At 42.7% G+C, this 26,028-nt stretch carries 20 protein-coding genes; 9 read left to right on the top strand and 11 right to left on the bottom strand.

Features of this window, described 5'->3' with window-relative positions:
- Positions 1-12: 12 nt before the first annotated feature.
- From U5J89_RS05725 to U5J89_RS05710, 4 genes are all read left to right on the top strand, one after another.
- Positions 13-939 carry an alpha/beta hydrolase gene (locus U5J89_RS05725; RefSeq protein ID WP_322574650.1) on the top strand — a complete coding sequence of 309 codons (927 nt, stop codon included), beginning with the start codon at positions 13-15 and terminating at the stop codon, positions 937-939.
- A 340-nt stretch (positions 940-1,279) separates the two neighbouring features.
- Entirely contained in the window at positions 1,280-1,642 is a 363-nt protein-coding gene (locus tag U5J89_RS05720) for an STAS domain-containing protein (protein ID WP_322574649.1), read from the top strand.
- Positions 1,643-1,647: 5 nt separating this feature from the next.
- Complete coding sequence (locus U5J89_RS05715) at positions 1,648-2,070, top strand: ATP-binding protein (RefSeq protein WP_322574648.1); 423 nt, start codon at positions 1,648-1,650, stop codon at positions 2,068-2,070.
- Between the two features lie 4 nt (positions 2,071-2,074).
- A complete protein-coding gene (locus U5J89_RS05710; RefSeq protein WP_322574647.1) occupies positions 2,075-3,808 on the top strand; it encodes a SpoIIE family protein phosphatase in 1,734 nt (577 codons plus the stop codon).
- On the opposite strand, the gene U5J89_RS05705 is transcribed toward U5J89_RS05710, so the two are convergent.
- Positions 3,801-5,330, bottom strand: a complete 1,530-nt coding sequence (locus U5J89_RS05705) for a transglycosylase SLT domain-containing protein (RefSeq protein WP_322574646.1) — start codon at positions 5,328-5,330, stop codon at positions 3,801-3,803. The genes U5J89_RS05710 and U5J89_RS05705 overlap by 8 nt on opposite strands.
- 516 nt (positions 5,331-5,846) lie before the next feature.
- Here U5J89_RS05705 and U5J89_RS05700 point away from each other — a divergent pair.
- Entirely contained in the window at positions 5,847-8,111 is a 2,265-nt protein-coding gene (locus U5J89_RS05700) for a TonB-dependent receptor (RefSeq protein ID WP_322574645.1), read from the top strand.
- Positions 8,112-8,117: 6 nt separating this feature from the next.
- Here the strand turns inward: U5J89_RS05700 and U5J89_RS05695 are convergent, their stop codons facing one another.
- The 6 genes from U5J89_RS05695 to U5J89_RS05670 form a co-directional block, all read right to left on the bottom strand.
- Positions 8,118-9,014: a DMT family transporter gene (locus U5J89_RS05695; protein WP_322574644.1), complete on the bottom strand. Its 897-nt coding sequence runs from the start codon at positions 9,012-9,014 to the stop codon at positions 8,118-8,120.
- Between the two features lie 31 nt (positions 9,015-9,045).
- Positions 9,046-9,453, bottom strand: a complete 408-nt coding sequence (locus U5J89_RS05690) for a DUF4293 family protein (RefSeq protein ID WP_322574643.1) — start codon at positions 9,451-9,453, stop codon at positions 9,046-9,048.
- A gap of 152 nt (positions 9,454-9,605) precedes the next feature.
- A complete protein-coding gene (locus U5J89_RS05685; RefSeq protein WP_322574642.1) occupies positions 9,606-12,950 on the bottom strand; it encodes an efflux RND transporter permease subunit in 3,345 nt (1,114 codons plus the stop codon).
- A gap of 21 nt (positions 12,951-12,971) precedes the next feature.
- Complete coding sequence (locus U5J89_RS05680; protein ID WP_322574641.1) at positions 12,972-14,012, bottom strand: efflux RND transporter periplasmic adaptor subunit; 1,041 nt, start codon at positions 14,010-14,012, stop codon at positions 12,972-12,974.
- 15 nt (positions 14,013-14,027) lie between these two features.
- Positions 14,028-15,545: a TolC family protein gene (locus U5J89_RS05675; protein WP_322574640.1), complete on the bottom strand. Its 1,518-nt coding sequence runs from the start codon at positions 15,543-15,545 to the stop codon at positions 14,028-14,030.
- A 111-nt stretch (positions 15,546-15,656) separates the two neighbouring features.
- The gene (locus U5J89_RS05670; RefSeq protein ID WP_322574639.1) at positions 15,657-16,343 is read right to left on the bottom strand and encodes a TetR/AcrR family transcriptional regulator; all 687 of its coding nucleotides are present in this window, start codon (positions 16,341-16,343) and stop codon (positions 15,657-15,659) included.
- Between the two features lie 183 nt (positions 16,344-16,526).
- Between U5J89_RS05670 and U5J89_RS05665 the strand changes: the two genes are divergently transcribed.
- Entirely contained in the window at positions 16,527-17,456 is a 930-nt protein-coding gene (locus U5J89_RS05665; protein ID WP_322574638.1) for a DMT family transporter, read from the top strand.
- Positions 17,457-17,460: 4 nt separating this feature from the next.
- Here U5J89_RS05665 and U5J89_RS05660 read toward each other — a convergent pair whose 3' ends face one another.
- Complete coding sequence (locus U5J89_RS05660; RefSeq protein WP_322574637.1) at positions 17,461-18,693, bottom strand: YaiO family outer membrane beta-barrel protein; 1,233 nt, start codon at positions 18,691-18,693, stop codon at positions 17,461-17,463.
- Between the two features lie 41 nt (positions 18,694-18,734).
- Positions 18,735-21,206: a sulfatase-like hydrolase/transferase gene (locus tag U5J89_RS05655; RefSeq protein WP_322574636.1), complete on the bottom strand. Its 2,472-nt coding sequence runs from the start codon at positions 21,204-21,206 to the stop codon at positions 18,735-18,737.
- 188 nt (positions 21,207-21,394) lie between these two features.
- On the opposite strand from U5J89_RS05655, the gene U5J89_RS05650 reads away from it, so the two are divergent.
- Genes U5J89_RS05650 through U5J89_RS05640 form a run of 3 tightly spaced genes read left to right on the top strand, consistent with a single transcriptional unit; the run spans position 21,395 to position 24,467 of the window.
- Positions 21,395-21,859 carry a response regulator gene (locus tag U5J89_RS05650; protein ID WP_322574635.1) on the top strand — a complete coding sequence of 155 codons (465 nt, stop codon included), beginning with the start codon at positions 21,395-21,397 and terminating at the stop codon, positions 21,857-21,859.
- A 15-nt stretch (positions 21,860-21,874) separates the two neighbouring features.
- The gene (locus U5J89_RS05645) at positions 21,875-23,068 is read left to right on the top strand and encodes a hypothetical protein (RefSeq protein WP_322574634.1); all 1,194 of its coding nucleotides are present in this window, start codon (positions 21,875-21,877) and stop codon (positions 23,066-23,068) included.
- Complete coding sequence (locus tag U5J89_RS05640) at positions 23,061-24,467, top strand: glycosyltransferase (protein ID WP_322574633.1); 1,407 nt, start codon at positions 23,061-23,063, stop codon at positions 24,465-24,467. Before U5J89_RS05645 ends, U5J89_RS05640 begins: the two co-directional genes overlap by 8 nt.
- Positions 24,468-24,509: 42 nt before the next feature.
- On the opposite strand, the gene U5J89_RS05635 is transcribed toward U5J89_RS05640, so the two are convergent.
- Positions 24,510-25,472 carry an aspartate carbamoyltransferase catalytic subunit gene (locus tag U5J89_RS05635; RefSeq protein WP_322574632.1) on the bottom strand — a complete coding sequence of 321 codons (963 nt, stop codon included), beginning with the start codon at positions 25,470-25,472 and terminating at the stop codon, positions 24,510-24,512.
- The gene (gene pyrR, locus U5J89_RS05630; RefSeq protein WP_322574631.1) at positions 25,472-26,017 is read right to left on the bottom strand and encodes a bifunctional pyr operon transcriptional regulator/uracil phosphoribosyltransferase PyrR; all 546 of its coding nucleotides are present in this window, start codon (positions 26,015-26,017) and stop codon (positions 25,472-25,474) included. Before pyrR ends, U5J89_RS05635 begins: the two co-directional genes overlap by 1 nt.
- Positions 26,018-26,028 lie beyond the last annotated feature (11 nt).

Below are 26,028 nucleotides of genomic sequence, written 5' to 3'. Positions count from 1 at the left end.
GCCACTGAGGTAATGGAGCATAGATTATCTGAAATACCTACAGATCTCCACAAATTGGATACCTATCTGGACAATCAAGAATCCCAGCTTAATTTAAAAGAAGGTACAAAAGCGAATATAATCTGGAATTCACAAGAACCAAAACAAACAGAATATGCTATTGTATATCTTCACGGATTTCGCGCATCGCATCCCGAAGGGGATCCCGTCCATAAAACGGTTGCCAAAACATTTGAATGCAATCTCTTTTTAAGCCGGATGGAAGAACACGGCATCAAAAGTGAGTATCCGTTGTTAAATTTAACCAAGGAGAAAATGATCCGATCTGCACGTTTTGCTTTTGAAATAGGCAGGCGTATCGGCAAAAAGGTTATTTTAATGGGTACATCAACCGGCGGCTCTCTCGCTCTTTACCTGGCCTCAAAGCCAGCATATCAAAAAGATATAGCATCCCTTATTTTATATTCTCCCTTAATCGATTTTTATGGAATTAGCGCAAAATTTTTGACGAACAAACTAAGCCGAAAAGCGTTAGCAATTATTCCCGGCAAAAAGCATCTCATCAAAACGAAAAATACGACCTTCGCCGAGGACAAGATTTGGAATAAACGCTATGCGCTTGCAGGTGCTTTGGAGCTGGGTGCTTTTGTTGAAAACAATATGACAACTTCCCTTTTCAAAGAAGTATCTCATCCCACTTTTGTTGGCTATTATTACAAAAATAAGGACAACCAAGACAACGTTGTTTCCGTATCTGCTATTAAAAAAATGGCTCAAAATCTCGGTACTCGCACAGAACTACTCCATATTTCAAATTTTCCTGAGGCTAACAACCATGTTATCTGTAGTTCCCTAGTCTCAAAATCCGTTGATGATGTTATCGATAACACCTGTAGGTTTCTGAAAGATGTTGGCTCCCATAACTCTAGCAAAATATAAACCCCTTCATTCCACTCTTATGGTCTCAGGAATAATATTTAACCGAAAAATTTGTAGAAAACATTGAAATTACTGTATATTGAAATGCGCTCAAGTAGCGTCTCTCTTGATGAATAGTCAGGGCCTCACGACTGATACTCGTGAGGCCTTATTTTTTGAATCATTTTCCTCTTCTTTCCGTAAGCCTTACACAATATAAATATGATATTGGATTCCGGCTTATACCACTCCAAATAAATTTAGGCATTTATTCATTTTTGCGTACCATGTTCGTAAAATTTTTTATGTTTAGTCGTTCTTTCCACTTAGGAATAGTTTTCTAACAAACAAATCCGCAGTAATGAAAAATTTTAAAATTAATCACAGAGAAGTTCAGTCCTATGATGTTTTGGAGCTTTGCGGTGAGCTGGATGCTCATACGGCCTCTCAATTAGAGGATTCTCTTAAGAAGCTTATAGATCAGGAGAAGCATCAAATAATTGTTAATTGCAAGCAATTAGACTACATCGCAAGTGCCGGCCTGGGAGTTTTTATGGCATATATAGAGGATGTACGCTCATTGGGTGGCGATATTAAGCTCACGAACATGAATTCCAAGGTATATAACGTATTCGACCTCTTGGGCTTCCCCTCGCTTTACGACATCTTAGATGACGAAGCCGACGCTATCAAAAAGTTTGAAAAAGACGAAGCTGAATCATAATTACATTGGCAAAATCTACTACTACATATAATATTTCTGTTCAAGCTTCTACTAAGCATTTGGCTGAGGTACGGGATTTCGTTGCTAAACACGCCAAGGAGTTTGGGTTTAACAAACAAGACGTTGCCGATATACAACTTGCTGTCGACGAAGCTTATACCAATATCATCAAGCACGCCTATAAGCACGACGACAAAAAAACAGTCGACATCGAGCTTGGATACAACGGAAATATTTTTTGGGTTTCTTTACTGGATACCGGTGATGCCTTTGATCCCAGCAAATATTCAAAACCTGATGTGCGACGGAAAATAAAAGAGAAAAAACGAGGCGGTGTCGGAGTTTATCTTATTAGAAAGCTTATGGATGATGTAGAATATCACACTGAAGGTTCGGTAAACGAAATTAGGATGACAAAAACAAAATAAGACCTTGAGCAGCTCTTCCAACAAACATGATGCAGGGCATTCCAGATTTGAGCTAAAAACTCTACTTGAGACTTCGCGAATGCTTATTGAGTCTCAAGACATGGATTTTGTTCTCAATAATCTTCTGCTCATCACCATGGGTAAACTGATGGTGAGCAAAGGCATGATTCTGTTGTATCAGCCCGGATCCGACAATTATATCATTTCCAAATCAAAGGGACGCAACTGCCCCAAAGAAGGTCAAACTATTTCTTTTGATTGGGATAAGGACATAGAAGAACAATCAGTAATACAGTGTGGGGTCGATGATTTTGAAATGCCTGACCTTATTGAAGGGGACCAGCACTGTACGTTTTTTAACCTGCAGACCAGTAACGACCATATTGGATTTTTATGCCTTGGCTCTAAAGGCAATAAACAGCCGCTCAGCCAGCACGAAGTGGAATTTGTGGAAAGCCTCTCCATCATATCCTCGGTAGCCATTGCCAACTCGAGAATGTTTACAGAGTTGCGACGCATCAACCGAATGCTGGATCGAAAAGTATATGAATTAAATACGCTTTTTGATCTTAGTAAGGACTTTAACATCCTGGTCGACCGCGATGAGATTATCCGTATTTTCAAGTTTGCCATGCTGGGACAGATGCTCATCCGCAAATTCTTTTTTGTGCTTGAACATGAAGATGAGCGAAAGGTAATGGCAACCAGCGGTATTAACGGTGAGCTGTCTGATGATGAGACAGATAAGCTATTTTCGTTGGATGATGACCTTATTGAAGTGGATGAAACCTTAGAAAAAGAAATTCCATTTTTAGCAGAAAATGAAATTAAGGCTCTTATTGGGCTTCAATTTCAAAGTGAACGCGTTGCCCTTGTTGGTGTAGGAGCGCGAGCCAATGAGGAGGAATACAGCAGCTCCGATTATAATTTCCTGCAGTCACTCGGGAATCTTGCTGTTCTTTCCATCCAAAAAACCTACCTCCTCGAAGAACGCATTGAAAAAGAACGGATGGAGGAAGAACTCAATATTGCTAAAGGCATTCAAAAAGGGCTCCTTCCCGATCCCATTCCACAAAGTGATGAGCTCGACATTGCAGCAAGTAATATCTCTTCGTATCAGGTGGGAGGTGATTATTTTGATATTTTAGAAGCCCCCGAAAACAGGCTCCTCTTTGCTATCGGTGATGTCACCGGTAAAGGTATGCCAGCCGCCCTGCTGATGGCTAACCTACAGGCGATGTTGCATGTATTGCTTCCGGTTGATATTTCTTTGGCAGAAGCTACCGGGCAAATAAATGAGATTATCTATCAAAATACGCCCAGTGATAAATTTATTACATTCTTCTGGGGTATTTTTAATCCTAAGAATTACCAGTTCCAATATGTTAATGCCGGGCACAATCCACCGGCTTTGCTTAGATCGGAGAAGAATGAATTTGAAGAACTCTCAGAAGGAGGTCTTATTTTAGGGGCAATGTCTACTATGACGCCTTATGATCAACAAACAATCACACTTTCGAAAGATGATCTCTTGGTTTTTTATACGGATGGAGTAACAGAAGCCAAAAATAAAAGTGAAACCGAAGAGTATGGGGAGGAACGGTTATTTGAATGCATCAAGCAAAACCGTGATTTATCTGCCAGCAAGATTCAAAACGCAATAATTGAAGACGTCAAAAGCTACTCAAAAGATATTCAATACGACGATGTTACTATCATCGTTATCAAGGCTAATTAAACAAGCCCATAACCCCAAGCCCTGTATCTTCTTTATTGTCTTGAGACATCGTCAAGATACTTTTGTAGGTATTATACCTGTTTTTAATTTCTTTGACATAGCGCACCGTTTCGATCCCTCTCGTAAATCCGTAGCGCGCATCTTTATAATACTTTCGGTGCATTAATTTAAGCAGCGCATCTTCAACATTTTCCCATTCATTGGGATTCTTGTTCTGATCAATCGCCAATCGGCGGGCATCTGCAATATGACCGGGCCCGGCATTATACGTAGCAAGAGCAAAAGACCATTTATTGGTGCTGTCCATGTATGAATAGTGATCAAGATGCTCTTTAATTATACGTACGCCCTCTCTCACGTTCGTCTCTACATCATAGAGTTTCTCTTCATTTGAAACCTCAGAAAATCGCGGCATAACCTGCATCAGTCCAACTGCACCAGCCCAGCTCTTTGAATTGGGATTAAATTTTGTCTCCTGTGCTGCAATAGAAGCCACCAATAGCCAATCGACACCCGCAGAATCAGCAACCTCCTTAATCAAATCATCATAAGGGGAGATAATACCAGATTTCCGGCTCGACATTTCTGGATCATAGTACTCTGCAATTTGCTGCCCTGATTCGAAATATCGTTTACGCAAAACATTTAAAAACGTCGACCGCTTGGGTTCTTCTCCCGCTTTACCAAACCGGAAATGCTTGTACAGAAAACGATTTAACTCCGTTTCAAGATCACTGGCATTTTTACGGATCGCCCATGCAATTGTATCATTCTTTGCAATAGTTGGCCCTTTTACCAATCCCTGCATATACCTATTGGAGGCACTGAAAATGTTATCATCTGCCACTGTAGCCGGGTGCTTATTATTCGATATTTCAAACAAAAGTGACTCGGTATCTTTGGTGTTCGGCACCTGATGCGTAACCAAGTTAATTCCCTGATCTCTTAAATTTTGCAATCGATAGTAGTAAGAACTGTTCCGGCGTACAGTAATAGGAATTTCATGCTCTGCTACTTTCTCGATCGTTTGCGGCGGGTCCTCTACTTCATCCGAAAAAACCAACACTTGGTCAACCAAGTTATAAGGACGCGTAAACTTTACGTACTGTTCCCGTTCTTGCGTAATTGTATAATTTGCAGCTATTAAATCGCCCATCCCGCTGTTAAGTAAATCATAAGGATTTTCATTGGGCCCTACGACAACGACTTCTAATGCAAGGTCGTGTTCCTGAGCAAACTTTCGTACGAGTTCATATTCAAATCCCCATTCAATACCCTGATGCAGGAAATAGGTATTTGAGCTATATCGGGTTATCATCTTAATGGTCCCGTCCTGCTTTATATCGGGATAATCACGGTCGATGGGCTCGGTTACCGTGACATTTAATCCCTCTTGCGAATTTTCATTAACAAATTGATTAATGTCATCGGTGTTTATGCACCCTGTACTAATAAACAATACGGAAAGTGCACCCAAAATGGTATTACGTATTCTTGACGAAACTAATGCCTTATTTTGCATAACACATCAATTGGTTAACGCCAGATGAATCCTATATGCAAATATTTTTACCAACGTATATTTAATTTCTTGAAGGCAAAATACCCAAAATTCTTGAAAAATTGGTTATTTCAAAGAATTTCTAATGTTCATTAACCAATCTTTAGCAAGTTTCAATCTACATCCTGTAACCGTAATTAACTAAAAAAATTGCTAAAATTGCCCGCGCAATGCTACAATAACATTTCTGCCCGGGGCACTTATGCCCGACAAATAGGGACGATAATGTTTATCTAATATGAAGCTTTTCCTGCATATTAATACATCACACAACACGAGTACTTGCAGTTCGTTTAATGGATGCAACTTGTGAATCCTATAGTATCATGAATACAAAATGCACGCATTGTGTACTATCTGTTAAATGGACGTTGCAACAACCCACTTCAGCAAATTCCTTGTTAAAATACCTTTTTTTTAAATATTTTCTGCCGTAATTATTTCAATAATACGCGCACCTCAGCTGTCAATTAACTTATGAAGAAATTTCTATCTCTTCTCCTCTCTTGTTGCTTTATCTTTACTGCTTTTAGCTCTCTACAGGCACAAACAGCTACTATTAAAGGTCAACTCACCGATGATAAAACCGGGGAAGCTATTCAAGGAGCAAACATTTATTTATCAAACCAGGAAACAGAATTTTCAAGTGGTGCAGCTACCAACAATGAAGGAAGGTATACTATTCGTAAGTTAGCCGGCGGTAGTTATCAATTAAAAATTACAGCTGTAGGATATCAGTCAAAGACAAAACAGGTTACCCTGAAAGCTACTGAAACACAGGTTCTGGATATTAAACTCCAGCCCATCAAATACGAGCTAAGTGAAATAGTAGTGAGCCATACTGAACAAAATTTCCCCAAGACTACGACTATTCAACAAATAGAAGCTGACGAGATAAAAAATATAGATCTTGGCACCGTTGCTGATGTAGCGCGCCTGCTACCGGCTGCACATGTTGCCACCAACTCGCGGGGACAAACCATACTCTATCTCCGAAACTCTGCTGATCGGCAGACTGCACAGTTTTTTAATGGAGCTCTCATTAACGTACCCTGGGACAATCGGGTTGATATCGGTTTTCTGCCTTCTTCAATGCTCGGAGGTGTAACCGTTTCTAAAGGCGTACCCTCGGTCGTGTATGGTACTAATACTATTGGAGGAGCTGTAAATTTTCGAACTCGCTCGTTATCAGATCAGGATAATCTAACCGAACTCAACGTTTCAGGTTCATCGCCGGGATTGGGCGGAGCATCAGTAGTTCATATGGGCACAAACAATAATTTTTCGTACACCACTGAGGTCGGTTACACCAAACAATATGATTACAAGCTGCCCAATGGAGCCACCACACCATTCAGCCAGCCATCAAATGATACCAGAGTTAATACCGATCGACGGAATGCCAATCTATTTTTTGAAGGCACGCAGCAATTCGAAAGCGGTGCACGCCTGAGTGCCTCCCTTTTTCATGTGGATGCGGAACAGGGCGTTGCCCCCGAAAGCAACCTCGATCCTTCACAAACAAGCGTTCGCTATTGGCGATATCCCACTATTCGCCAATCTATGGTTATTCTGAACGGCATGGTTCCGTTAGATTCGGATACACGCGTTCGCGGATCAGCGTGGTTTAATCGATACACACAGGATATCTATCAATATCAAAGTGTTGATTATGAAAATCTGGACCAAACACAAGCTGACCTTGATCTTACCGGCGGACTGCGTTTTATCCTTGAACGAGATATTGGCGGTGGACAGCTCAATATAGCGTTAAATGCCCTGACGACTCAGCATGAACAAACTATTGTACCTTATCTAAATAACAGCGCACAAGCCGACTCTAACGATACTTATGGACAACAAATCTACAGCATTGGTGCTGAATACACCTTCCCGTTAAGTCAGGATTTAACAGGTATGCTGAGTCTCAGTTATGAAGGAAGCGCCATCACCAATACCGGTCCGTGGGAAAATCAGGGATTCGAAAACTATCTAACATCTACACTAAGCCTTTCAGCAGGATTAACATATAATATTTCTGAGCAATTACGGTTGCGATCATCATTCGGTCGAAAACCACGATTCCCAACCATGCGCGAACTGTATGGCGGTGCATTAGGTAAATTTGTGCCTAACCCAAACCTTAAACCCGTAACAGCTTATCTGGGTGAAATTGGCATAGAACGGGTTGGTACCACCGTCAGTAGCTCACTCACCACCTTCCTCACCCGCACATATGGCACCATCGACAAAAGAACTATCCAACAGGGTCCTAATGCGGGCAAAGAACAGCGAATCAATCTCGACGGCACTCGAATATGGGGAGTAGAGACAAAACTCACAACAACTCCGGTTGAGCAATTATCAATCGATGGCAGCTTTACCTATATGCATACCCGAGGCGTTTTTCAGGGGGACCCTCGCAAGCTGGATGAAAAACCTACTTGGGTGGGCAAACTGAATATTACCTATGACCTGACAAATCGCCTCAGCCTATTGTCACAAACCGAATATACAGGCGGCATTTATAACCGCAACGAGCAAAATAATTTTGTTCTCTTACCGGATGCACTCATTTTTGACGGGCGGATCTCATATGATCTCTTTCAGAAAAAAAGTAGTTCTATCGGAGGCGAACTGTTTTTCCGCGTGAATAATATCACGAATGATCTACGAGTTCTACAGCTGGGACTGCCGGGACCCGGACGTAAATTACTGGCCGGCGTAAAAGTCCAATTCTGATTTCAATTATTCTACCTTGGCTTCTCGTCTCCAACTCATTCCCACTCCAATTAGTATTATAAACATCGCTAACATTGAAGTAATAGGAGGCAACTCTGCAAACAGGAAGAAAGCCAATACTGATGCCAAAAGAGGCTCTACTAAAATTAATGTCGACAATAAGGTGGGCGATACGTATTTAACGGCATAATTCATAGAGCCGTGTCCCAGTATTTGGGGGCCAAAAGCCAAGCCCGCTCCTGCCCAAATACCAATGGTGGAAATATCGAGCAGGTTTTTACCCATTACTATTGCTACCAGAACACAGGCCGCAGCAGCGTAAAAATACACCGGAAAGACATAATCAATCCATTCGCGTTTTTTACGGATTTTTTGGCCGATAAGAAGATAAACCACAAAAATAATGGCAGCCGTCAATGCCAGAAAATTGCCAAACAGGGGATCTGTAAAATCCTGTTCTATCTGGCTGTCTGATATTCCCAGCAATACCGATCCCGAAAATGCCAACACTACCCCAATCCACGTTGTTTTTGCAAAACTGCGCTTAAACCAAAGGCGTTCAACCAAGATCATGATAATGGGGTGGATGGTCACCAATACCGATGCCGAAGCAACAGAAGTATAGTACAATGATGAGATCCAGAAGGTAAAATGCAGCCCTAAACAAACTCCCGACAGGGCAATCCACAGGCGTTCTTTTCCTTTGCCGGATCGTGCGGTTGAATCTCTCATCCAAAGCCAAAACGGGAGTAACATGAGAGCGGCAAAAACAGTGCGATACACCACTAACACCAGTGGAGAGGTATCAGAAGCGTATCGAACCAAAATAGGCGCAAATCCAAAAGCAGTTAGCCCGACCAGCAGGGCTGCCAGTACTTTTACTTTTGGATATTCCTCAGCCATAGGTCCGGGATCTTAATTACAATTTCGCCCTCTACCGGATGCGATCCATCGATTTTACGAGCTCTATATCGTCTTTGATTTTTTTTCTAGCATATAGCTGTGCGCCTAATGCCAATACTAATAATCCCACTCCAATAGTTTCATCCCATAAAAAAGTTCCAAATCCGCCCAGCGAAATATAAATGCCTGTCGCAAAACCGAGGGTAATTATTTGAATCACAAGTAACACACTTACCCACTTACGGTGATTTTGGCGATTTTTATATAAAAATATGGAACCAAGCGATCCCAGCGACGCAATCGTCAAAATGATTGCAAAACTTATCCCCAACCACTGTTGCGGATCTTGCATGGCATGGCTATAGAGAGCGTTAAAAAACACGCTTCCGTTTAATAGAAAAGCTAAAAATAGAAACACAGTTTGAATCCGTTGAATCACGAGTATCCTTAAATTTAATTGCTATATACTGCGATTGGCAAAGATACAATTTTTTACAGAGTAGGTCATCCCCAAAGTGTGTCAAATTAAATGCAATAAAAAAGCCCGGAATTACTTCCGGGCCAGTCAGGGATATTAAATACTGATATTTTTTACTTAGGTAAAAACGCTTTGACTTTTCGCTTGGTCTGAACTCCTATATAGTACATTGAGGGAACCAGAAACAGAGTCAGAAAGGTGGCGAAACCGAGGCCAAAGATAATAGTCCACGCCAGGGCGCCCCAGAAGGCTGCGCTGTCGCCTCCGAAATATATATTGGGATCCAGACTGGCAAACAGCCCGTAAAAATCGATGTTTAAACCTATCGCCAGCGGCAACAGCCCCAGTATGGTTGAGGCGGCCGTCAGGATCACTGGATTCAATCGAACCCGGCCGCCCTCGATTACTGCTTCGCGCAGATTCTTGCCCTCATTACGTAGTATATCGGTGTAGTCGACCAAAATAATACCATTCTTAACCACAATACCGGCCACCGCAATAATGCCCATACCCGTTAATACCACCGAGATATCCATCCCAAAGGTGGCGAATCCGATAAAGACGCCAATCAGGCTAAATACCACCTGCGACATAATAATCAGCGGCTTGCCGATGGAGTTAAACTGCGCAACCAGCGTCAGAAAAATAAGTCCTACAGCAGCCATCAGCGCAACACTCAGGAAGTTCATGGTTTCAGCCTGATCCTCCTGCTGCCCAGTGATAGCAACGGAATAGCCCTCGGGCACCTCAAAATCCTGCAGCGCCGCACGGATTTCGCCATTAATTGCATTGGCATTGTATCCTTCCAACACATTCGACGAGAGCGTAACTACCCGCTGCAAGTCGATCCGATTTATCGCGCCATAACTGGTCGTGTGCTTGGCATCTGCTACCGCCGAGACCGGAATCATGCCGCCGGAGGTAGGCACCTGCATGTTCATTAGCTGGGTGATGTTAGAGCGATCCTCTTTCTGCGCCCGTAGCATGATATCGTACTCATCTTCTCCTTCCCTAAAGGTGGAAACTGGGACGCCCAACAGCGCAATACGTATCTGATTGCCCAGCTGCGCATTGTTGATATTATAGCTGTTCGCTTTCACCTCATCGATATCTACCACCACCTCGGGATTGTTGACCTGCAAATCGGATTTCAGCTCTTCAATGCCCTCAATATCCTGCGAAGCAATATACTCCTGTAGTCGATTCGACAAACTCACAAGCTTGTCAAAATCTTCGCCGGCGATCTCGATATTCACGGGTTTACCCGTGGGCGGACCCGACTGCTCCTGCTCTACCACGATTTCTGTCCCGGGTATTCCCTGCAGGTTATTACGAATATCATTAAGTATCTTTTGTGTCGAAACGCCCTTGCGATATTGGTAATCCATAAAAGAGATACTCACCTTGCTTTTGTTGGGACTCTGCGTTTTATCCATGTCAGAAGGTGCGGCCGCCCCAACAGCCACGTTGGAAATGACTGATTTTACCACGGGATTATCCTTGCCGATGACCTCATAAACACGGTCTTCGATCTTCTTGGTTACCTCGTTGGTCGTTTCCAAGTCGGTACCCACTGGCATCTGGTTGTAGATATAAACGAAGTTGGGCTGACTCTCCGAAAAGAACACCACTTGGGGCGAAACAATCCCCAACAGTACCACACTCATGACCAGCCCGGCAACGGCAGCGCCCAAGGTGTACCAAGGACGGTTTCCTTCCAGAATCCAGGCAATGGCCGCTTGATAATTTTCCTGGATGCGAGGCAATACCGACTCGTTAAACTTGGCGATCAGCGGCTTAAGTAAAAATCGCTCCAGCAGATAGAGGCCAAACAAGAAGAGCAACAGATTGGCGACAAACCAGTTACCAACCACGTAAAAGATACCGGCCAGGGCCGCAAAAATACCACCGCCTATCCAAAGCCCGGTATTATCTCCGTTATGATTGTCCTTGTCGCCGTTGGCGTCTTCTTTTTCCATAAACGAAGCGGCAAACACCGGATTCATTACCAGCGCCACCACCAGCGAGGCCACCAGGGTTAAGATCATCGTAATTGGCAGGTATACCATAAATTTACCGATAATACCGCCCCAGAACAGCAGCGGCACGAAGGGGGCAATGGTCGTGAGCGTACCGGTAATTACGGGCAGAGCAATTTCTCCGGCCGCCCGCTTGGCCGCCTCTACCTTGCCATAGTTCCCCTCATTGATATACCTATAGATATTCTCAACAATCACAATGGCGTTATCCACCACGATGCCGAGCCCCAATATAAGCGCAAACAACACAACTATATTGATACTGAAGCCCATCGACGGCATTACCGCAAAGGCGATCAGCGAGGATAGCGGAATAGCCAGCCCCACGTAAATAGCATTTTCAACGCCCATGATAAACATCAGCACCAGCACTACAAACAGGAAGCCCATAATCACCGTATTAAATAGGTTGGATACGCTCTTGCGGGTATCATCGGAGCGATCACCGGTATACGTGATATTGAGTCCCTCGGGCAGTGTGTTCTGCTGCATATCTTGGATGGTCGAGCGCGTGCGATCCGTTGCTTCAATGAGGTTGGCGCCCCCCTGCTTCTTCACGTTCAGGGTGATAACCGTTTCGCCGCCGAGCCGTGCATAACTTTCGCGATCCGCAAAGCCGCCTTTAATTTCCGCAATATCCTTGAGGTACACATCGCTGCCGCGTGCATTTTGCAGGATTAGATTCTGCAGATCTTGGGCACTGTCTACTTTACCATCTACGCGTACGGCATGTTCCATGCGTCCCAGATCGAGACCACCGCCAGAAATGGTCACATTTTTCTGCGCGACGGCCTGGCGGATCTGCGGAAAAGTAATGCCCGTGGCCTGCATTTTAGCCATATCGGTATTGATCTGTATTTCGCGTTCGAGTCCGCCCACAATCTGGACTTCGTTGATCCCCGGCAGGCTCTCCACCTTATCCTGAATATCCTTGGCATACTGTTTGAGATCAACAATATCGAAATTACCCGAAAGGTTGACATTCAGTATCGGCTGGTCGGAGGGATTGATATCATCCACCGACGGCTCCTGGGTGAGCTGCTGCGGGAGCTCGGTACGCGCCTTTTCCACCGCATCATTGACCTCCTGCTGGGCCACCAACTTATCTTTGCTGGTCTCAAATTCAATGGTAATCACCGAGGTAGCCTGCTTCGATACGCTGCTGATCTCATCCACGCCGTCAATGCCTTTTAGCTCCTGCTCAATGGGACGCGTAATCAGGTTCTCCACATCTGCCGGCGACGCACCGGCATAGATTGTCACGATATTAAAGGTCGGAATCTGCACCTCGGGAAACTGCTCTTTAGGCAATGTCAGGTACGAAAAGATCCCTATTAGCGTAACCAGTACCGTCATAAGGTAGACGGTCGTCCGATTATCTATTGAAAGACTCGAAATTTTAAATTCTTTGAAGCTCATTATACAAGTCGACTTTGAAAATTAGTTTTCCTGAATGGCAATGGGCGTTTGGTCGCTCAGCGCGTTGTATCCTACCGTTACCAACCGATCACCCGGCCGCAGCCCCTCTTCAATAAGAATCTGATCGTTATAGCTCAGCCCCAACTCAATCGATTGCCTACTGGCTATCCAGCTCGGATCTCCCTGCTTAGCCAAGTACACAAACGCATCACCCTCGGGTTGCTGAACGGCATTAAGCGGCACCACAACTTCATTGGCTCGCGTCACATCGTTCACCCGGAGCTTGGCCAGCATGTTGGGTCGCACGGTCTCGTCGAGATTGGAGATATAAATTTCAATAGAAAACGTCCTGTTGGAGGGATCGATCACCTTGCTGACCACATCAATCGTCTTGGTAATCTCACGGTTCAGACTGGGAAATCGAACGCGCACGCTATCAGTCCGGTCAATGCGCGTAATATAGGCTTCCGAAATTTCGGCGGTTACCTTCAACGCCTCCGCATTGGCAATCTGGAAAGCGGGACTGCTCGGGACTGCCGTTTCGCCCTCTTTCAGCATCACCCGGTTTACCGTGCCGCCGATGGTCGCACGGATGGTGTAGTATTCAAACTGTTCTTGCAGCGTAGCCAACTGATTTTCCAGTGACCGAACCTGTGTTTCTACTTCGAGCAGCTGAATCTCAGATCCAATATTATCTTCGCGCAGATTTTTTTGTCGCTCGTACCGCGTTTCTGCTAATTTAAGCCGTGTTTTTACTTCCTCAATCTGAGTGCGGGTAACCTCTCCATCCAATCGGGCAAGTACCGTTCCCTTTTCAACCTGATCACCGGCCTGTACATTTATTTCTTCTACCGTTGCGGTAACCTTTGGAGTAATCGAAATAGTTTTATCTGATTCTACCGTCCCCTGTATATTCAAATAATGCTTGAAGGTAGAAGGTTGAATCTCTTCAATAGTTACGGCAACAGCATCATTTTCTTCCTGATTTTCTGTTGCCGGTCCATTACCACAAGCTGATACAAAAATCAGCGTGCTAAATGCAAGTACAAATAGTTTTTTCATTGTTCGGGTATTCATTTATTCGAGTTCAATCTTTTCTTTAATGGATTCAACATCCTCTTCGACAAAAGGCACTTTGCCTACCGCCTGATCGTACCGGGCTTTAGCAGCTAAATAATTAAATACCATTTGTGCATAGCCTACCTCTGCCTCCCTTAACTGTAACTCAGCATCAGTAACTTCTTGCTGCGATCCCAGCCCCGCCTGATATCTTTTTAGCGCGCGATCATATCCTTCCTGCGCTAAATCCAGGGCACGCTTTCGGGCAGCTTCCACTTTAAATGCTTCTCTTATGCTTTCTTCGGCGGATGTGATTTCACTTTCAGCCTCCCGCTTTGTCTGATACTCCTGAAGTTGTAAATCTTTCCTTTGGATTTGGGCTTGTTGGATTGCCGCATCACGCTGAAATCCTTGAAAGATGGGAAGCTGAACACCGATCATAAAGGTTTGGGACCGAGCACGCTGCTGTTCATTACCAAAAAATACCGGCTGTCCAGCCTGTGCTGCTGACCACTGCAAGTTATAATTGGCTACAACACTGGGCAGGTATTTACTCTTTTCAGCCTTTATTTGCTTCTCCTGTAATTGTTGCTGTACATCAAGCACACGTAAATCCCCACGCATTTCGAAGGCTCGCTGCATGAGCGTAGAATCCGACTCCAAAGATAGTTCCGTCATCCGATCAACCTTCTTGAGTGCTTTGTTTTCTTTCTTGGATGTATTTGGAGCCTGAATGTCGAAATTGCTAAGATCGCCCTTCACTTCTAAGCTCAAACTAACAGGTAATCCCATAGCATCCAGCAAATTACGCACTGCTTCTTTTTGAGAGAACTCGGCGCTAGTCAGTTCCGGCTTTATGTTTTCAAGCTGAACCTCGAGCTGCATAACAGCATATTCATCAACCAACCCTTGTTCATAGCTTTTTCGGGTATCTGAAAGATTTTCACGCACTCGCTCCAACCGACTCTCTTGCAATCGCACCTGTTCTTTAGCTATTAACAACTGGTAATAAGCCATGCGAGTTTGGGTAACAATTCCCTGTGCCGTAGCACGCAAACCTTCAGACTGAGCCTTTTTGTACAAACTGGAAGTACTTACTCCCACAAAAGCCTGTCCATTGAAAAGCGTTTGCGAAATAGTAAAACCACCTTGCCAGTTATTATCAGTACCAAAAGCCACAGGCACTAAATTATCAGGATCCCCATTAGGATTAAAAACAACTTCGGGAATAAAATTAACCGGTACCTCCAGATTGCGGGTATAATTGGCAGAAGAAGTAATTTCTGGCAAAACATTACTCCAAGCTTTTCGCACTTGCTGATCGGCATCACGGACCGACAGCAAAGACCGTTTTATTTCAGTATTATTTGCAAGAGCTATCTCTATGGCCTGATCAAGTGAAATAGCTCCCGGCTGTTTATCTATCTGCTTAAATGCTGATTGCGGAGTATCCTGCTGCTGACCAACCCCAGTACCAGTCAGTGATAACGACAGCAGAAAAAATAATCCGAGTTTAATAATTTTGGTTGGGCGCATAAATATTATAGTTCAAAGTGTAATGATTTACGGTTAAAATCTGTGCGCAATAAGGCGTCTAATTACGCAGTAATTTTTAAGATGTTACAGAAAAATGAACGATAGTCATTGCTAACCATTTCCTGAATCTTTTAATTCCTTTTTTGATGCCATGCCTTCGACCAACAGATTTAAAAAGTTTTCAAAAAGCTTAGTTATGCTTACTTCCATTTCATCTAAAAGCTCAAAATAATGCCCTCTTCCACTGGCATGAGTCATAGCCGTAAGCCCGCGTGTACTTGCAAAAATAATTATAGCCAACTCTTTAGGCTCATACCGATCATCAACAGAACCATCCTGCATTCCGATCTGTAGCGCTCGTATCATGAAATTCAACGCCTCTCTTCTGTTTTGGTCACATTGATTTGCATACTTGCTGTTCTCAAGCGCCTCAACATCACTTATCGACTCATAATACATGAAAGCCGTAAAATAGTTCGGATTTTCCCTTACAAAGTTCAGATAGGTTTCCCCCATTATTTTTATAAGCTCAAGACCCGTGTAATCGTGCGTGCCGGAAAACACTTTGGCGAACTTGCTATTCAGCAAGTCAGAGCCACGCTGGGTAATAGCAATGTATAATTCCGTTTTATTTTTGAAGTACAGATATAATGTCCCTTTACTGAGTCCAGCCTCTTCTGCAATCTCAACCATGGTAGACTGCTCCAGGCTTTTGGAAAAAATGACCCGCTCAGCTGCATCAATAATCTGATTTCTACGACGCTCTTTTTCTCGCGCCTTTCGTTCTTCTTTACTCATATAATTAAATAAAATGACTATCAGTCAGAAAGTGACTAAAGGTAAGGGTAATCTTTTTTAAGTACAACATTTTCAATTAAAAAATCCCCAACACTCGATAAATAATTGTAACACTGCATAATACTTTCCCAATTATCCCCTATCTTTACGGTTAAATTTTCTTACCTAACTACATTTATATCATTGAGTTTTTCTAAAAAGTCTGTTGTAGAATTTTCTCTGTTTTTAGTAGCCTTTATTTGGGCGTTAAATTTTTCAATCGTCAAATACTCCCTGGCTGAAATTGATCCGCTTAGTTTTAATGGGCTCCGGTTTTTATTTGCGGCTGCTATCATTTGGGCTGTGCTGCTATATCGAAATCAACTCTTTACCATCCCCAAAAAAGACTGGCTGCCACTCATCGGAATGGGTTTGCTTGGCAACCTCATTTATCAGGGACTTTTTATTATTGGCATCGACTATACCTATGCAGCAAATGCAGCAGTTATGCTGGGCACTATTCCTATTTGGGTCGCCCTTATCAGTCATATATTTAACCTCGAGCAGATGAATATATTTAAAACACTTGGTGTTATCGCCGCTTTTGCTGGTATTATTTTCATTATTTCCGGTGGTAATGATTCTTTTTCATTTAGCTCTGATACTTTTCTGGGAGATATCATAATCATCGGCGCTGCCATTGTTTGGGGTGGCTACACCATCCTCTCCAAATCATTTTTGACACGTTATACGCCCATTCAGTTTTCAGCGATTATGGCCAGCATCGGTGCAATTGTTCTTTCTTTGATTGGATTACCGAATATCATACAACTTGAGTGGACCCACATTTCGACAGCAGCATATGGCGGAGTTGTTTACAGCGGACTGTTATCCATAGGAGTAGCATATCTCATCTGGAATTATGGTCTCCAGACTGTTGGAGCTGTCCACACGGCAACCTATCAAAACCTTGTGCCCGTGATGGGGCTTTTCTTTGGGATCGTTCTACTAAATGAACAGCTAACCTTTCTCCAATATACCGGCTCAGCATTGGTGATAGCGGGAATTATATTGGCTCGGTGGAAAAGAAGAGCAGATTCAAAGGTTGCTGCCGTTGAAATTAAAGGTGAATAAGCTTTTAAAATCGATACGAGATATTCACCTTTGCACTAAAGCGCTCTCTGGTAAAATTAGGATATTCAGAGGAGTCAAACCCTACGTTACCGCCTATAAACCAAATGTCAGATAAGGCATACTGACCGTCAATACTTATCGACCATGAATCCAGTGCTGCAATATCATCAGAAAATTCAATTTCTGTTGGAGCTGTACCATACCCTCCATTTAAACTTATATATGTTTCAGCTGTCCCAAAATACCGGCGTATCACAATATTCAAGGATTTAGATGTGCCTCCTGATGAGGGCACCAAATACGTGCGCGCCGTAAAAAGATAACTGCCCCGATATTTTGTGAGCGAAATGGTATAGATATCGGTTTGGGACGTTCCAAAATCCAGATACCGCATCCCCGCTTCCAGCTCAAAAGCCAAAGGCAACGACTTGTAAAGCGAAAACCCAAACCTGTAATCCGGATAAATGGAAGACTGCGAATACCCACCGCTTACATAGGCATAGAATCCTTTTGCTATTGACGGGTACGCATCTATGTTAAACTGCACCCCATCTGACCCAAACCTTCGCGCATATTCAACCCGACCGGTTATAGAACCGATGGGGGTCTGTCGCGTTAATCCAAATTGCGTAAAATGCCAGGGAATAAATCTTTCACGAAATCGATCATAACGATAAGATATCTTTGCACGATACTTCATTTGCTTTAACTGACTATCTTCCAATCCTTCACGCGCCTTGCGATTGCCGGAATCTTCTGCAAGAATAGCTTTATAAGTCTGTTCTGCACCCTCATAGTTTTCCATTCCGTATAAAACAGACGCTTTCGCCAGCATAAATTCAGTATCACCGGGGTAGTACTCCAACCCCTGATTCGCTGTTTTTAAAGCTGCATCCATGTCTCCAGACCATTTTTGAGTATCCAACAAAGCCATCAATGCCCTGCGGTTTTGGGGATCTTTTTCCAGTACATAGTCCAGTTCCTCTTCCGCCTTTTCATAGTTACCTTCCCAGCTGTACAAACGCGCTACAAAAATTCGGATGCCGTGATAATTTGGGCTTCGATCCAACGCCTCATAAGCATACCTCCGCGCCGTTTCATAATCACCATCATCAAAAGCAACAGCACGCGCCTTTTCGTATAGCTTATCAACAGAAAGATCTTCCATTCCTTGCGCCAGGGCCGAAATACTCCCCATTAATAAAAGTCCAATGCAAATGGTTACTACCTTCTTCATAATATTGATTTAATTGTTAGCCGTCATTGCAAAGTAAAAGATTATTCGCCGATATATTCTTTTAAATCCCGTAACTGCTCATAATCAGGATCCAGATCCCGAAGCTTTTGATATGTTTTCTGTGCTTGACTTCGTCTATCTAATTGAGAAAGAATTTTAATCTTTCGCTCTAAAAATGATTTTCGTTGTGGATGATGTTTGAGTCCCCGTTCAATTACCTGCAAAGCCGTTTCGTAATCACCCTGCCAAATCTCATTATCTGCATAAGCATTATACGTGTCGAAATAGGTTGAATCCATTTCCAGAACATCTTTAAAATATTTTTCAGCTCTATCATAGTTACCCTGCCAGGCATTCGTCCGACCGATTAAAATTCGCACATCATGATATTCGGGAGCTCGCAACAAAATCCGCTTTGCAATAGCCCGAGCCACTTCATAATCCCCGTCGAAAGCCCGTTGTCGCGCCCGCAGAAACTGCTCATCAATCGTTAATGACAAAGAATCCAGCTTTGCAAACAGCGTATCATATTCAGATAAAAAAGCGTACTCCTCGGATGGGCTTGCGTTCTTGTTATTTGAAGGATACAACCGGTTGTTTTCTACCACAAAACTATTTAACGACTTAAATTTATTCAGCTTTTTACGCAATTCTTCCTTCTTCTGTGAATTGTTACTGCGACTAAGCAAAAGATTTTCGTTCACCGTATAAAGCTCATCACCAAACAGATAATATCTCCCATCCAGATAATCCGAAATACGATTTTTATTACGCATTAATGGTACCGACTGCGTACTCTGAAAAGCCTTCGTCGTATCCATCAGCCCACTGATCCAGTGCACTTGTTCGGGCATATCCAAATCGGTTTTTTGATCCAGCATTGCCACAAGCGATGGCGTTATTTCGGCATGGGTATTAACGGACTTAAAGCGAACCGGCTTTTTCAATTTCGGAGAATAAATAATGATAGGCACATGATATCGCGAAATAGCCGTTGTTTGCGGCACAGGAATAAGCCAATGGTCACCGGTAATCACAAAAATCGTGTTCTCAAATTGCGGCTGCTTCTGATATGACTTCATAAAATCTCTGACAGCCTGATCTGCAAATAACAGTGTAGTAAACTCATTTTGATACTGCCGATATGATTCCTTTTTCTTTTCGGAAAGCCCCAATCTGTTAAGACGATTCGTGAACTGTTTTTTATATTTTTCAGCATTGGGAACCGTAAATGGAGAATGACTTTGCAGGGTATGATAGATCTCCAGCCGTGGAAATGTATTAGCAGTATCCAATAATTCCGCAGAGAACTCCAGCATGGTTTTGTCATCAATACCCCAGTAGTTCGAGTGGTTTTTTGCCTCGGGAAGTAATTTTTCCAAGCGCTGCTTATTTAACACATCGTCGGTCCCTTGATAATCGAGAAAGAAATCGAGCCCGTCGAAATAGGTATCATAACCACTGTAAAAGGCCGTATGGTAGCCTCGGTTATCAAGTATACTAATAAGCGATTGGTGATTTGGATAGTTGGGGCCAAGCTCCATAAATCCGTGGCGGCCAAAAGGAAGCGATCCCATTAGTGACGGCATCAACCCGAAAGTACGTCCCGAAAGACTCAGACCATTTCCCCAGTATAAACTCTGCTGAGAAAGGGAATCAAGATAAGGGGCAAAGCCTGTCCATTGTCCTGATGGACCAATAAACTCACCGCCCAAACTTTCTACTAACAGAAAAACAATATTGGGCGGACGTTCAAACTCTTCGAAAAAAGGTCCTAGTACATCTTTCTCATAGTTAGCTGGCCTTAGTAATGGATATTCTTTGGGATCAAAATCTAATGATTCATTCGCTTCCCAATCGACTGACCCCACACTCTGGGCAATAAAATATGATAGCTTATTTGCATACTTTTCCTGCTGGGCCGGTGTAGCATTAACACCCGTTGCAAAAAATGAGAACCCAAAAGAAACTGCAATTCCAGCCAGGATGCCATAAACAATTTTCGTTTGCCCCTTCTTAAAGATATGCACCGATTGTATTTTCCTAATTAAAACATACATCAACACATAGGCAATTATTATAAAACCAACCCCTACTACCGTCACCTGCTCGGCTGCAATTACCGTATTTGTCATTTCGTTCAATGAGTAGGCCCAGAATTCTGCTCCCAACGGCATCTTTGTTGCCCCAAAATATGATATCAAAAAAATGTTCACTATCCCTATAAAAGCAATAAGATGAGCCAGCACTTTATTAGCAACATCGGACTTTTGGATCCTTTTTAATCCTAATATAAAAAGCAGTAACACAGGAAGTAGAATGACACTAAACTGTAAATCCCTGAATAAGGAAGCCCAAAGATAGGAATGATCTACGAATGCGTCTCCAAAATTCCAGATGCCAAGCACAATCTCGTAACTGCGTCCCAATAAAAACACCCCAAAAAGAACGGCGAAAAGTTCCAAAACACGGGATAAAGAAATGGAAATTTTTTGATGGGTCGCGTTATCCATTATCGTGTTGCCTTGTAAAGGTTTTGTACATAAAATATAGATTCATATTTGCTTTATCGCCCCAAATATACGAATACTGAAAATAATATTAAGATTTTTTAATAAAAATACTTACACTCTATTAAGTGACATAAACATGAAACTGCCACAAACAAAAAATGTATCAACGGCAAAACAGTGAGGCAGTTATGAATAAAATAAGTTCATATCGCAAATTAGCAGGAATTGCTAACAGTTCTGCAGACAAAAGTACGGGAACTTTACAGTCATCAACACCCAAACAGAAAATTCTTATCGTGGATGATGATGACCTCAGCAGAAAGCTAATTAGTAGACTCGTTTCTAAAGAGTTCGATTACGAGATTGTAAGTAAATCTAATGGAATTGAAGCACTAGAATATGCCCAAGAACATGTTCCGCTGCTTATTATTTTAGATTTGATGCTACCCGGCATGAATGGATTCGAAATCCTAAAAAAAGTTCGGGGAGATCAAAAATTTGAGCAAACTAAAGTAGTCTTGGTTTCAGCCAAATCACGATCCGAAGATATTGAACACGGCTTTGACCTTACTGCTGATGAATACATAACCAAACCCTTTCAACCCAAGGAGTTTGCGGCCCGTATTCGAAAATTATTGATAAAAGCCGCTTAGAACGTATATTGTGGCATGTTTGATTTCAACATTGCCTTACAATCACTGATTGGACTTACTGTTTTTCTGACCCTCCTATTCTTTTTTCTACTGGGTTATACTTTTTGGACCCGAAAGAAACAACAGTACTGGGAAAGGTATGAGCAAAAATTCAGGAATTATTTTTTTTCTCTAATTTTGGACTATGCCGAACAATCCGACCCAAAGCTCAATGCTGACGAAATCATCAAAAAAATAAGCAAACGGACAAAGGATTATTCATTTTTTATAAAGCTACTTAATGAGCTTGACGATATCCTGGATGGAACCGAACGCGAGCGACTCAATGACTTAATTAAACATCCCACCTTTGCTTCCTTTTACCAGAAAAAGCTGTTCCAATTTTCTACCGATTCAAAAATATACGCCTGTATCTACTTCCAAAAAAGAGCCCACCTTGAGAGTCGCATCCTAGCCAAGCTTATTACGGTAAGCAAGTCAAAAAACTTAAAATTGGCATTTGCTGCTACCAAAGCACTGCAATCGGCCGATGACTGGACAATACGCAAAAGTGCCCTTTTGCGTTTTTTAAAAAGAAAGGATACCTCTGAACTTATGGTCGCAGAACTGCTTCATGTATTCGATTCTGGTTTAGCTGAGGAACGGGAACGAGTCGGAGAAGCACTTAAAGATTTACTGCTAAAAAAAATAGATCCATATATCAAAAATGTCATTGTTCGATATATGGGGTACCAGAAATTTTATGAATGCAGTAAGTTTTTGTATCAGTATCTAAAACGAATACATTACAGCCCCGAGAAAGCTTCTTTTATTCGAGGACTTATTATTGCTCTTGGTGAATTACATTATACTGAGGCATCTGAACTGATAAAAACCTATTGTGGCAAAGGAAGTAACATCCCCATTAGGTTAGCTGCGGTAAAGACACTGAGCACATTTGGAGGAAAAGAAAATATGACTTTGCTACTAGATCATCTATCTAAAGTTGAATTTCCTATCCGTAAAGCTATTATCTACGAATTTATGACTGGAGATAACAATCGTATTACACTACTAATATCATTTGTAAGAAAAACTCTGCAGTCAATTAAAAATATTGATAAAAGTAACTACGATGATCAACTTAATTCATATTTGGATAAAATTTTAGACATTACATCCGGTATCAAAATTGCCTTAAATCACCGACTTAGTAAAACTTATGCTTGATAGCTTTTCGTTATTCAACTTTATTGAGCAGTTTATCATAGGCTATTTTTTTACTATCAATACAGTTTACCTGGCGTTAATAGTTGGAGCACTCATCTATGTTCGTAAACAACTGTTACATAGCAGGTCTGTTGAGGCAGATGCACTTTTTAAAACTGAACTCTTCAAATCTATCAGCATCCTTGTACCCGCCTACAACGAAGCAGATAATATTATAGAGTCGGTAGAATCGCTGCTAAAATTGGAGTATCCCGAATACCAAATCATTATCGTCAACGACGGAAGCACCGATGGCACGCTGCAAAAACTTATCGATCATTTTAACCTGACGAAAACCGATATTTATTTTGAAGAACAAATTAAGCACGAGCATATCCGTAATACCTATCGGTCGCCGGACAATCCCTTTATTACTGTTGTAGACAAGGAAAATGGAGGTAAAGCGGATGCCCTTAATGCCGGCATCAATATTGCGGAAACAGAGCTAATCTGTTCTATTGATGCAGATTCTATTCTGGAGCAAAATGTACTTAAAAAACTTATCCAAACATTTATCGAACATAAAAATACCGTTGCTGCGGGAGGTGTCGTGCGGGTTATCAACGGTTGTAAAATCAAAAATAGAGAGATAAAAGAAATCCATGTGCCCAAAAATTTCTGGGCCCGACTGCAATCAGTGGAATATATTCGGGCATTTTTATTTGGCCGTGTGGGATGGGATTATTTCAAAAGCCTGCTGATTGTATCCGGAGCATTCGGAATTTTTGACCGTCAAGCTGTTATCAAAGTAGGGGGATATCTTACCAATACGGTAGGCGAAGACATCGAGCTGATTGTACGCCTGCACAGTTATCATCTGCGAAACAATGAGGACTATCAGATCCGATTTCTGCCGGAACCTATCTGCTGGACGGAAGTCCCCACTGACTATACAAGCTTACGCAATCAGCGCAATCGCTGGCACCGCGGCTTGGCGGATTCGCTGTGGCGACACAAGTATATGTTATTCAATCCATCCTACAAACATATCGGGATGTTCGTAATGCCTTTTTTCCTCTTTTTTGAGTTGCTTGGTCCCATTGTAAATCTGCTAGGTTATGCCTATTTGATTATTGTACTTTCACTGCCAAACCTTTTTAATCTAACCTTTATCCTTTTATTTTTAGCGGTTTCTTTTATTTATGGAATGATCGTCTCGCTAATTGCCGTACTAGCTGAAGAGATTGCTTTTAAAACCTACAGTAGTTTTAAAGATGTGGCTATTTTAAGTTTATATTCTTTCCTCGAAAATTTAGGCTATCGCCAAATCCACTCGTGGTGGCAAACCAAAGGACTGATTGACTTCTTTAAAGGGAAGAAAAGCTGGGGCAAAATGATCAGGAAAGGATTTAATGAGTAAACATCCACCACTCGTAACCCAATTCGTATATACGAATTGGTGTTATACTCTTGAACCGCCGCTTAATAAATAGAGAATAGCCATCCGTACGGCCACACCATTCGTAACCTGGCTCAAAATAATTGAGCGATCACTATCAGCTACTTCGCTCTCCATCTCCACACCGCGATTTACCGGTCCGGGATGCATGATCGTAAAGTCGGGATATTTTTCAAGATGCTTCATGGTAATGCCAAAGAGCTTGTGGTACTCCCGGATACTGGGAAAAAGCTGAGTCCCATCCTCCTGTCTCTCTAATTGAATACGCAACGCCATTGCAATATCACACCAGCCCAGCACGTCATCAATATTGTGGGATACCTCGACCCCCAGCTCATGAACATAGGCCGGCATCATAGTCTTGGGGCCGCAAACTATAACGTTAGCTCCAAGCTTCAACAATCCGATAACGTTGGATCGCACGACACGGCTGTGAGCAATATCTCCGATAATAGCAATATTTTTATTCGTTAAATCGGGATATACCTGCCGCATAGTAAACATATCGAGCAATGCCTGAGTGGGATGTTCATGGGCACCGTCACCTGCATTTATGATGGCCGCATCTACGCAGCGCGTCAAAAAATGGGGCACACCGGGACTTTCGTGGCGGGAAACCACCATATCAATTTTCATGGAGCTGATATTTCGAATGGTATCTTTTAGCGATTCCCCTTTCTTCACACTTGACGAACTTTTCGAAAAGTTTAACACGTCAGCACCCATACGTTTTTGTGCCAACTCAAAAGACAGCTTAGTCCGTGTACTTTCTTCGTAAAAAAGATTCACAATCGTCTTGTCACGCAGCGTGGGTACTTTTGGGACGGGACGATCCAAGATCTCACGAAAATATTTGGCCTGCTCCAAGACAAACAGAATATCCTCTTTGGAATAGTCTGCCAGCCCCAGTAAATGCTTGTGCGTGAATTCGTGATCGCTATTTTGCAGTGTCGGTTCGTCAGTCATTATTCCTCCTCGGGATTTTCTACTACATAAACAGCATCTTCGTCATCAAACGCTTTTACTTTTACGCGCACCTCTTCCTGCACGTGGGTGGGTAACTTTGTCCCCACATAATCCGCACAAATGGGTAGCTCGCGGTGGCCCCGATCCACCATACAACAAAACTTGATTGTGCGCGGACGCCCGTAATCCATCAAAGCATCCATCGCCGATCGTACCGTTCGGCCGGTGTAAAGCACATCGTCCACAAGCACAACATCGCGATCGTACAGATCGAATGGAATTTCTGTTACTCTAACTTGGGGCATCTTCAGCTTGGTACGAAAATCGTCCCGATAGAAAGTGACATCGAGTACTCCAAAATCGATATCATATTCAAATTTTTCTTTGATGTGCTGCAAAATCCGTTTCCCCATATGCACGCCGCGGGTTTGCATACCGATAATGGCCAACTGGCTGGGATCGTCGTGCGGCTCCAAAAACTGATGGGCAAATCGCAGGTAGGTGCGATTTAAGTCTTCGGCCGACATTATTTTTATTCTATTCAAACGCGGATCCT

The organism is Fodinibius sp. (genome assembly GCF_034521915.1).
GTDB lineage: Bacteria > Bacteroidota > Rhodothermia > Balneolales > Balneolaceae > Fodinibius.
This window is presented reverse-complemented; position numbering and strand designations above follow the sequence as displayed.

Bases quoted from the DNA above. Each gene is read 5' to 3' on its own strand.
- U5J89_RS05725 (WP_322574650.1), top strand. From the start codon at position 13: ATGGAGCATAGATTATCTGAAATACCTACAGATCTCCACAAATTGGAT.
- U5J89_RS05720 (WP_322574649.1), top strand. From the start codon at position 1,280: ATGAAAAATTTTAAAATTAATCACAGAGAAGTTCAGTCCTATGATGTT.
- U5J89_RS05705 (WP_322574646.1), bottom strand. From the start codon at position 5,330: ATGCAAAATAAGGCATTAGTTTCGTCAAGAATACGTAATACCATTTTG.
- U5J89_RS05700 (WP_322574645.1), top strand. From the start codon at position 5,847: ATGAAGAAATTTCTATCTCTTCTCCTCTCTTGTTGCTTTATCTTTACT.
- U5J89_RS05695 (WP_322574644.1), bottom strand. From the start codon at position 9,014: ATGGCTGAGGAATATCCAAAAGTAAAAGTACTGGCAGCCCTGCTGGTC.
- U5J89_RS05685 (WP_322574642.1), bottom strand. From the start codon at position 12,950: ATGAGCTTCAAAGAATTTAAAATTTCGAGTCTTTCAATAGATAATCGG.
- U5J89_RS05680 (WP_322574641.1), bottom strand. From the start codon at position 14,012: ATGAAAAAACTATTTGTACTTGCATTTAGCACGCTGATTTTTGTATCA.
- U5J89_RS05675 (WP_322574640.1), bottom strand. From the start codon at position 15,545: ATGCGCCCAACCAAAATTATTAAACTCGGATTATTTTTTCTGCTGTCG.
- U5J89_RS05670 (WP_322574639.1), bottom strand. From the start codon at position 16,343: ATGAGTAAAGAAGAACGAAAGGCGCGAGAAAAAGAGCGTCGTAGAAAT.
- U5J89_RS05660 (WP_322574637.1), bottom strand. From the start codon at position 18,693: ATGAAGAAGGTAGTAACCATTTGCATTGGACTTTTATTAATGGGGAGT.
- U5J89_RS05655 (WP_322574636.1), bottom strand. From the start codon at position 21,206: ATGGATAACGCGACCCATCAAAAAATTTCCATTTCTTTATCCCGTGTT.
- U5J89_RS05650 (WP_322574635.1), top strand. From the start codon at position 21,395: ATGAATAAAATAAGTTCATATCGCAAATTAGCAGGAATTGCTAACAGT.
- U5J89_RS05645 (WP_322574634.1), top strand. From the start codon at position 21,875: ATGTTTGATTTCAACATTGCCTTACAATCACTGATTGGACTTACTGTT.
- U5J89_RS05640 (WP_322574633.1), top strand. From the start codon at position 23,061: ATGCTTGATAGCTTTTCGTTATTCAACTTTATTGAGCAGTTTATCATA.
- U5J89_RS05635 (WP_322574632.1), bottom strand. From the start codon at position 25,472: ATGACTGACGAACCGACACTGCAAAATAGCGATCACGAATTCACGCAC.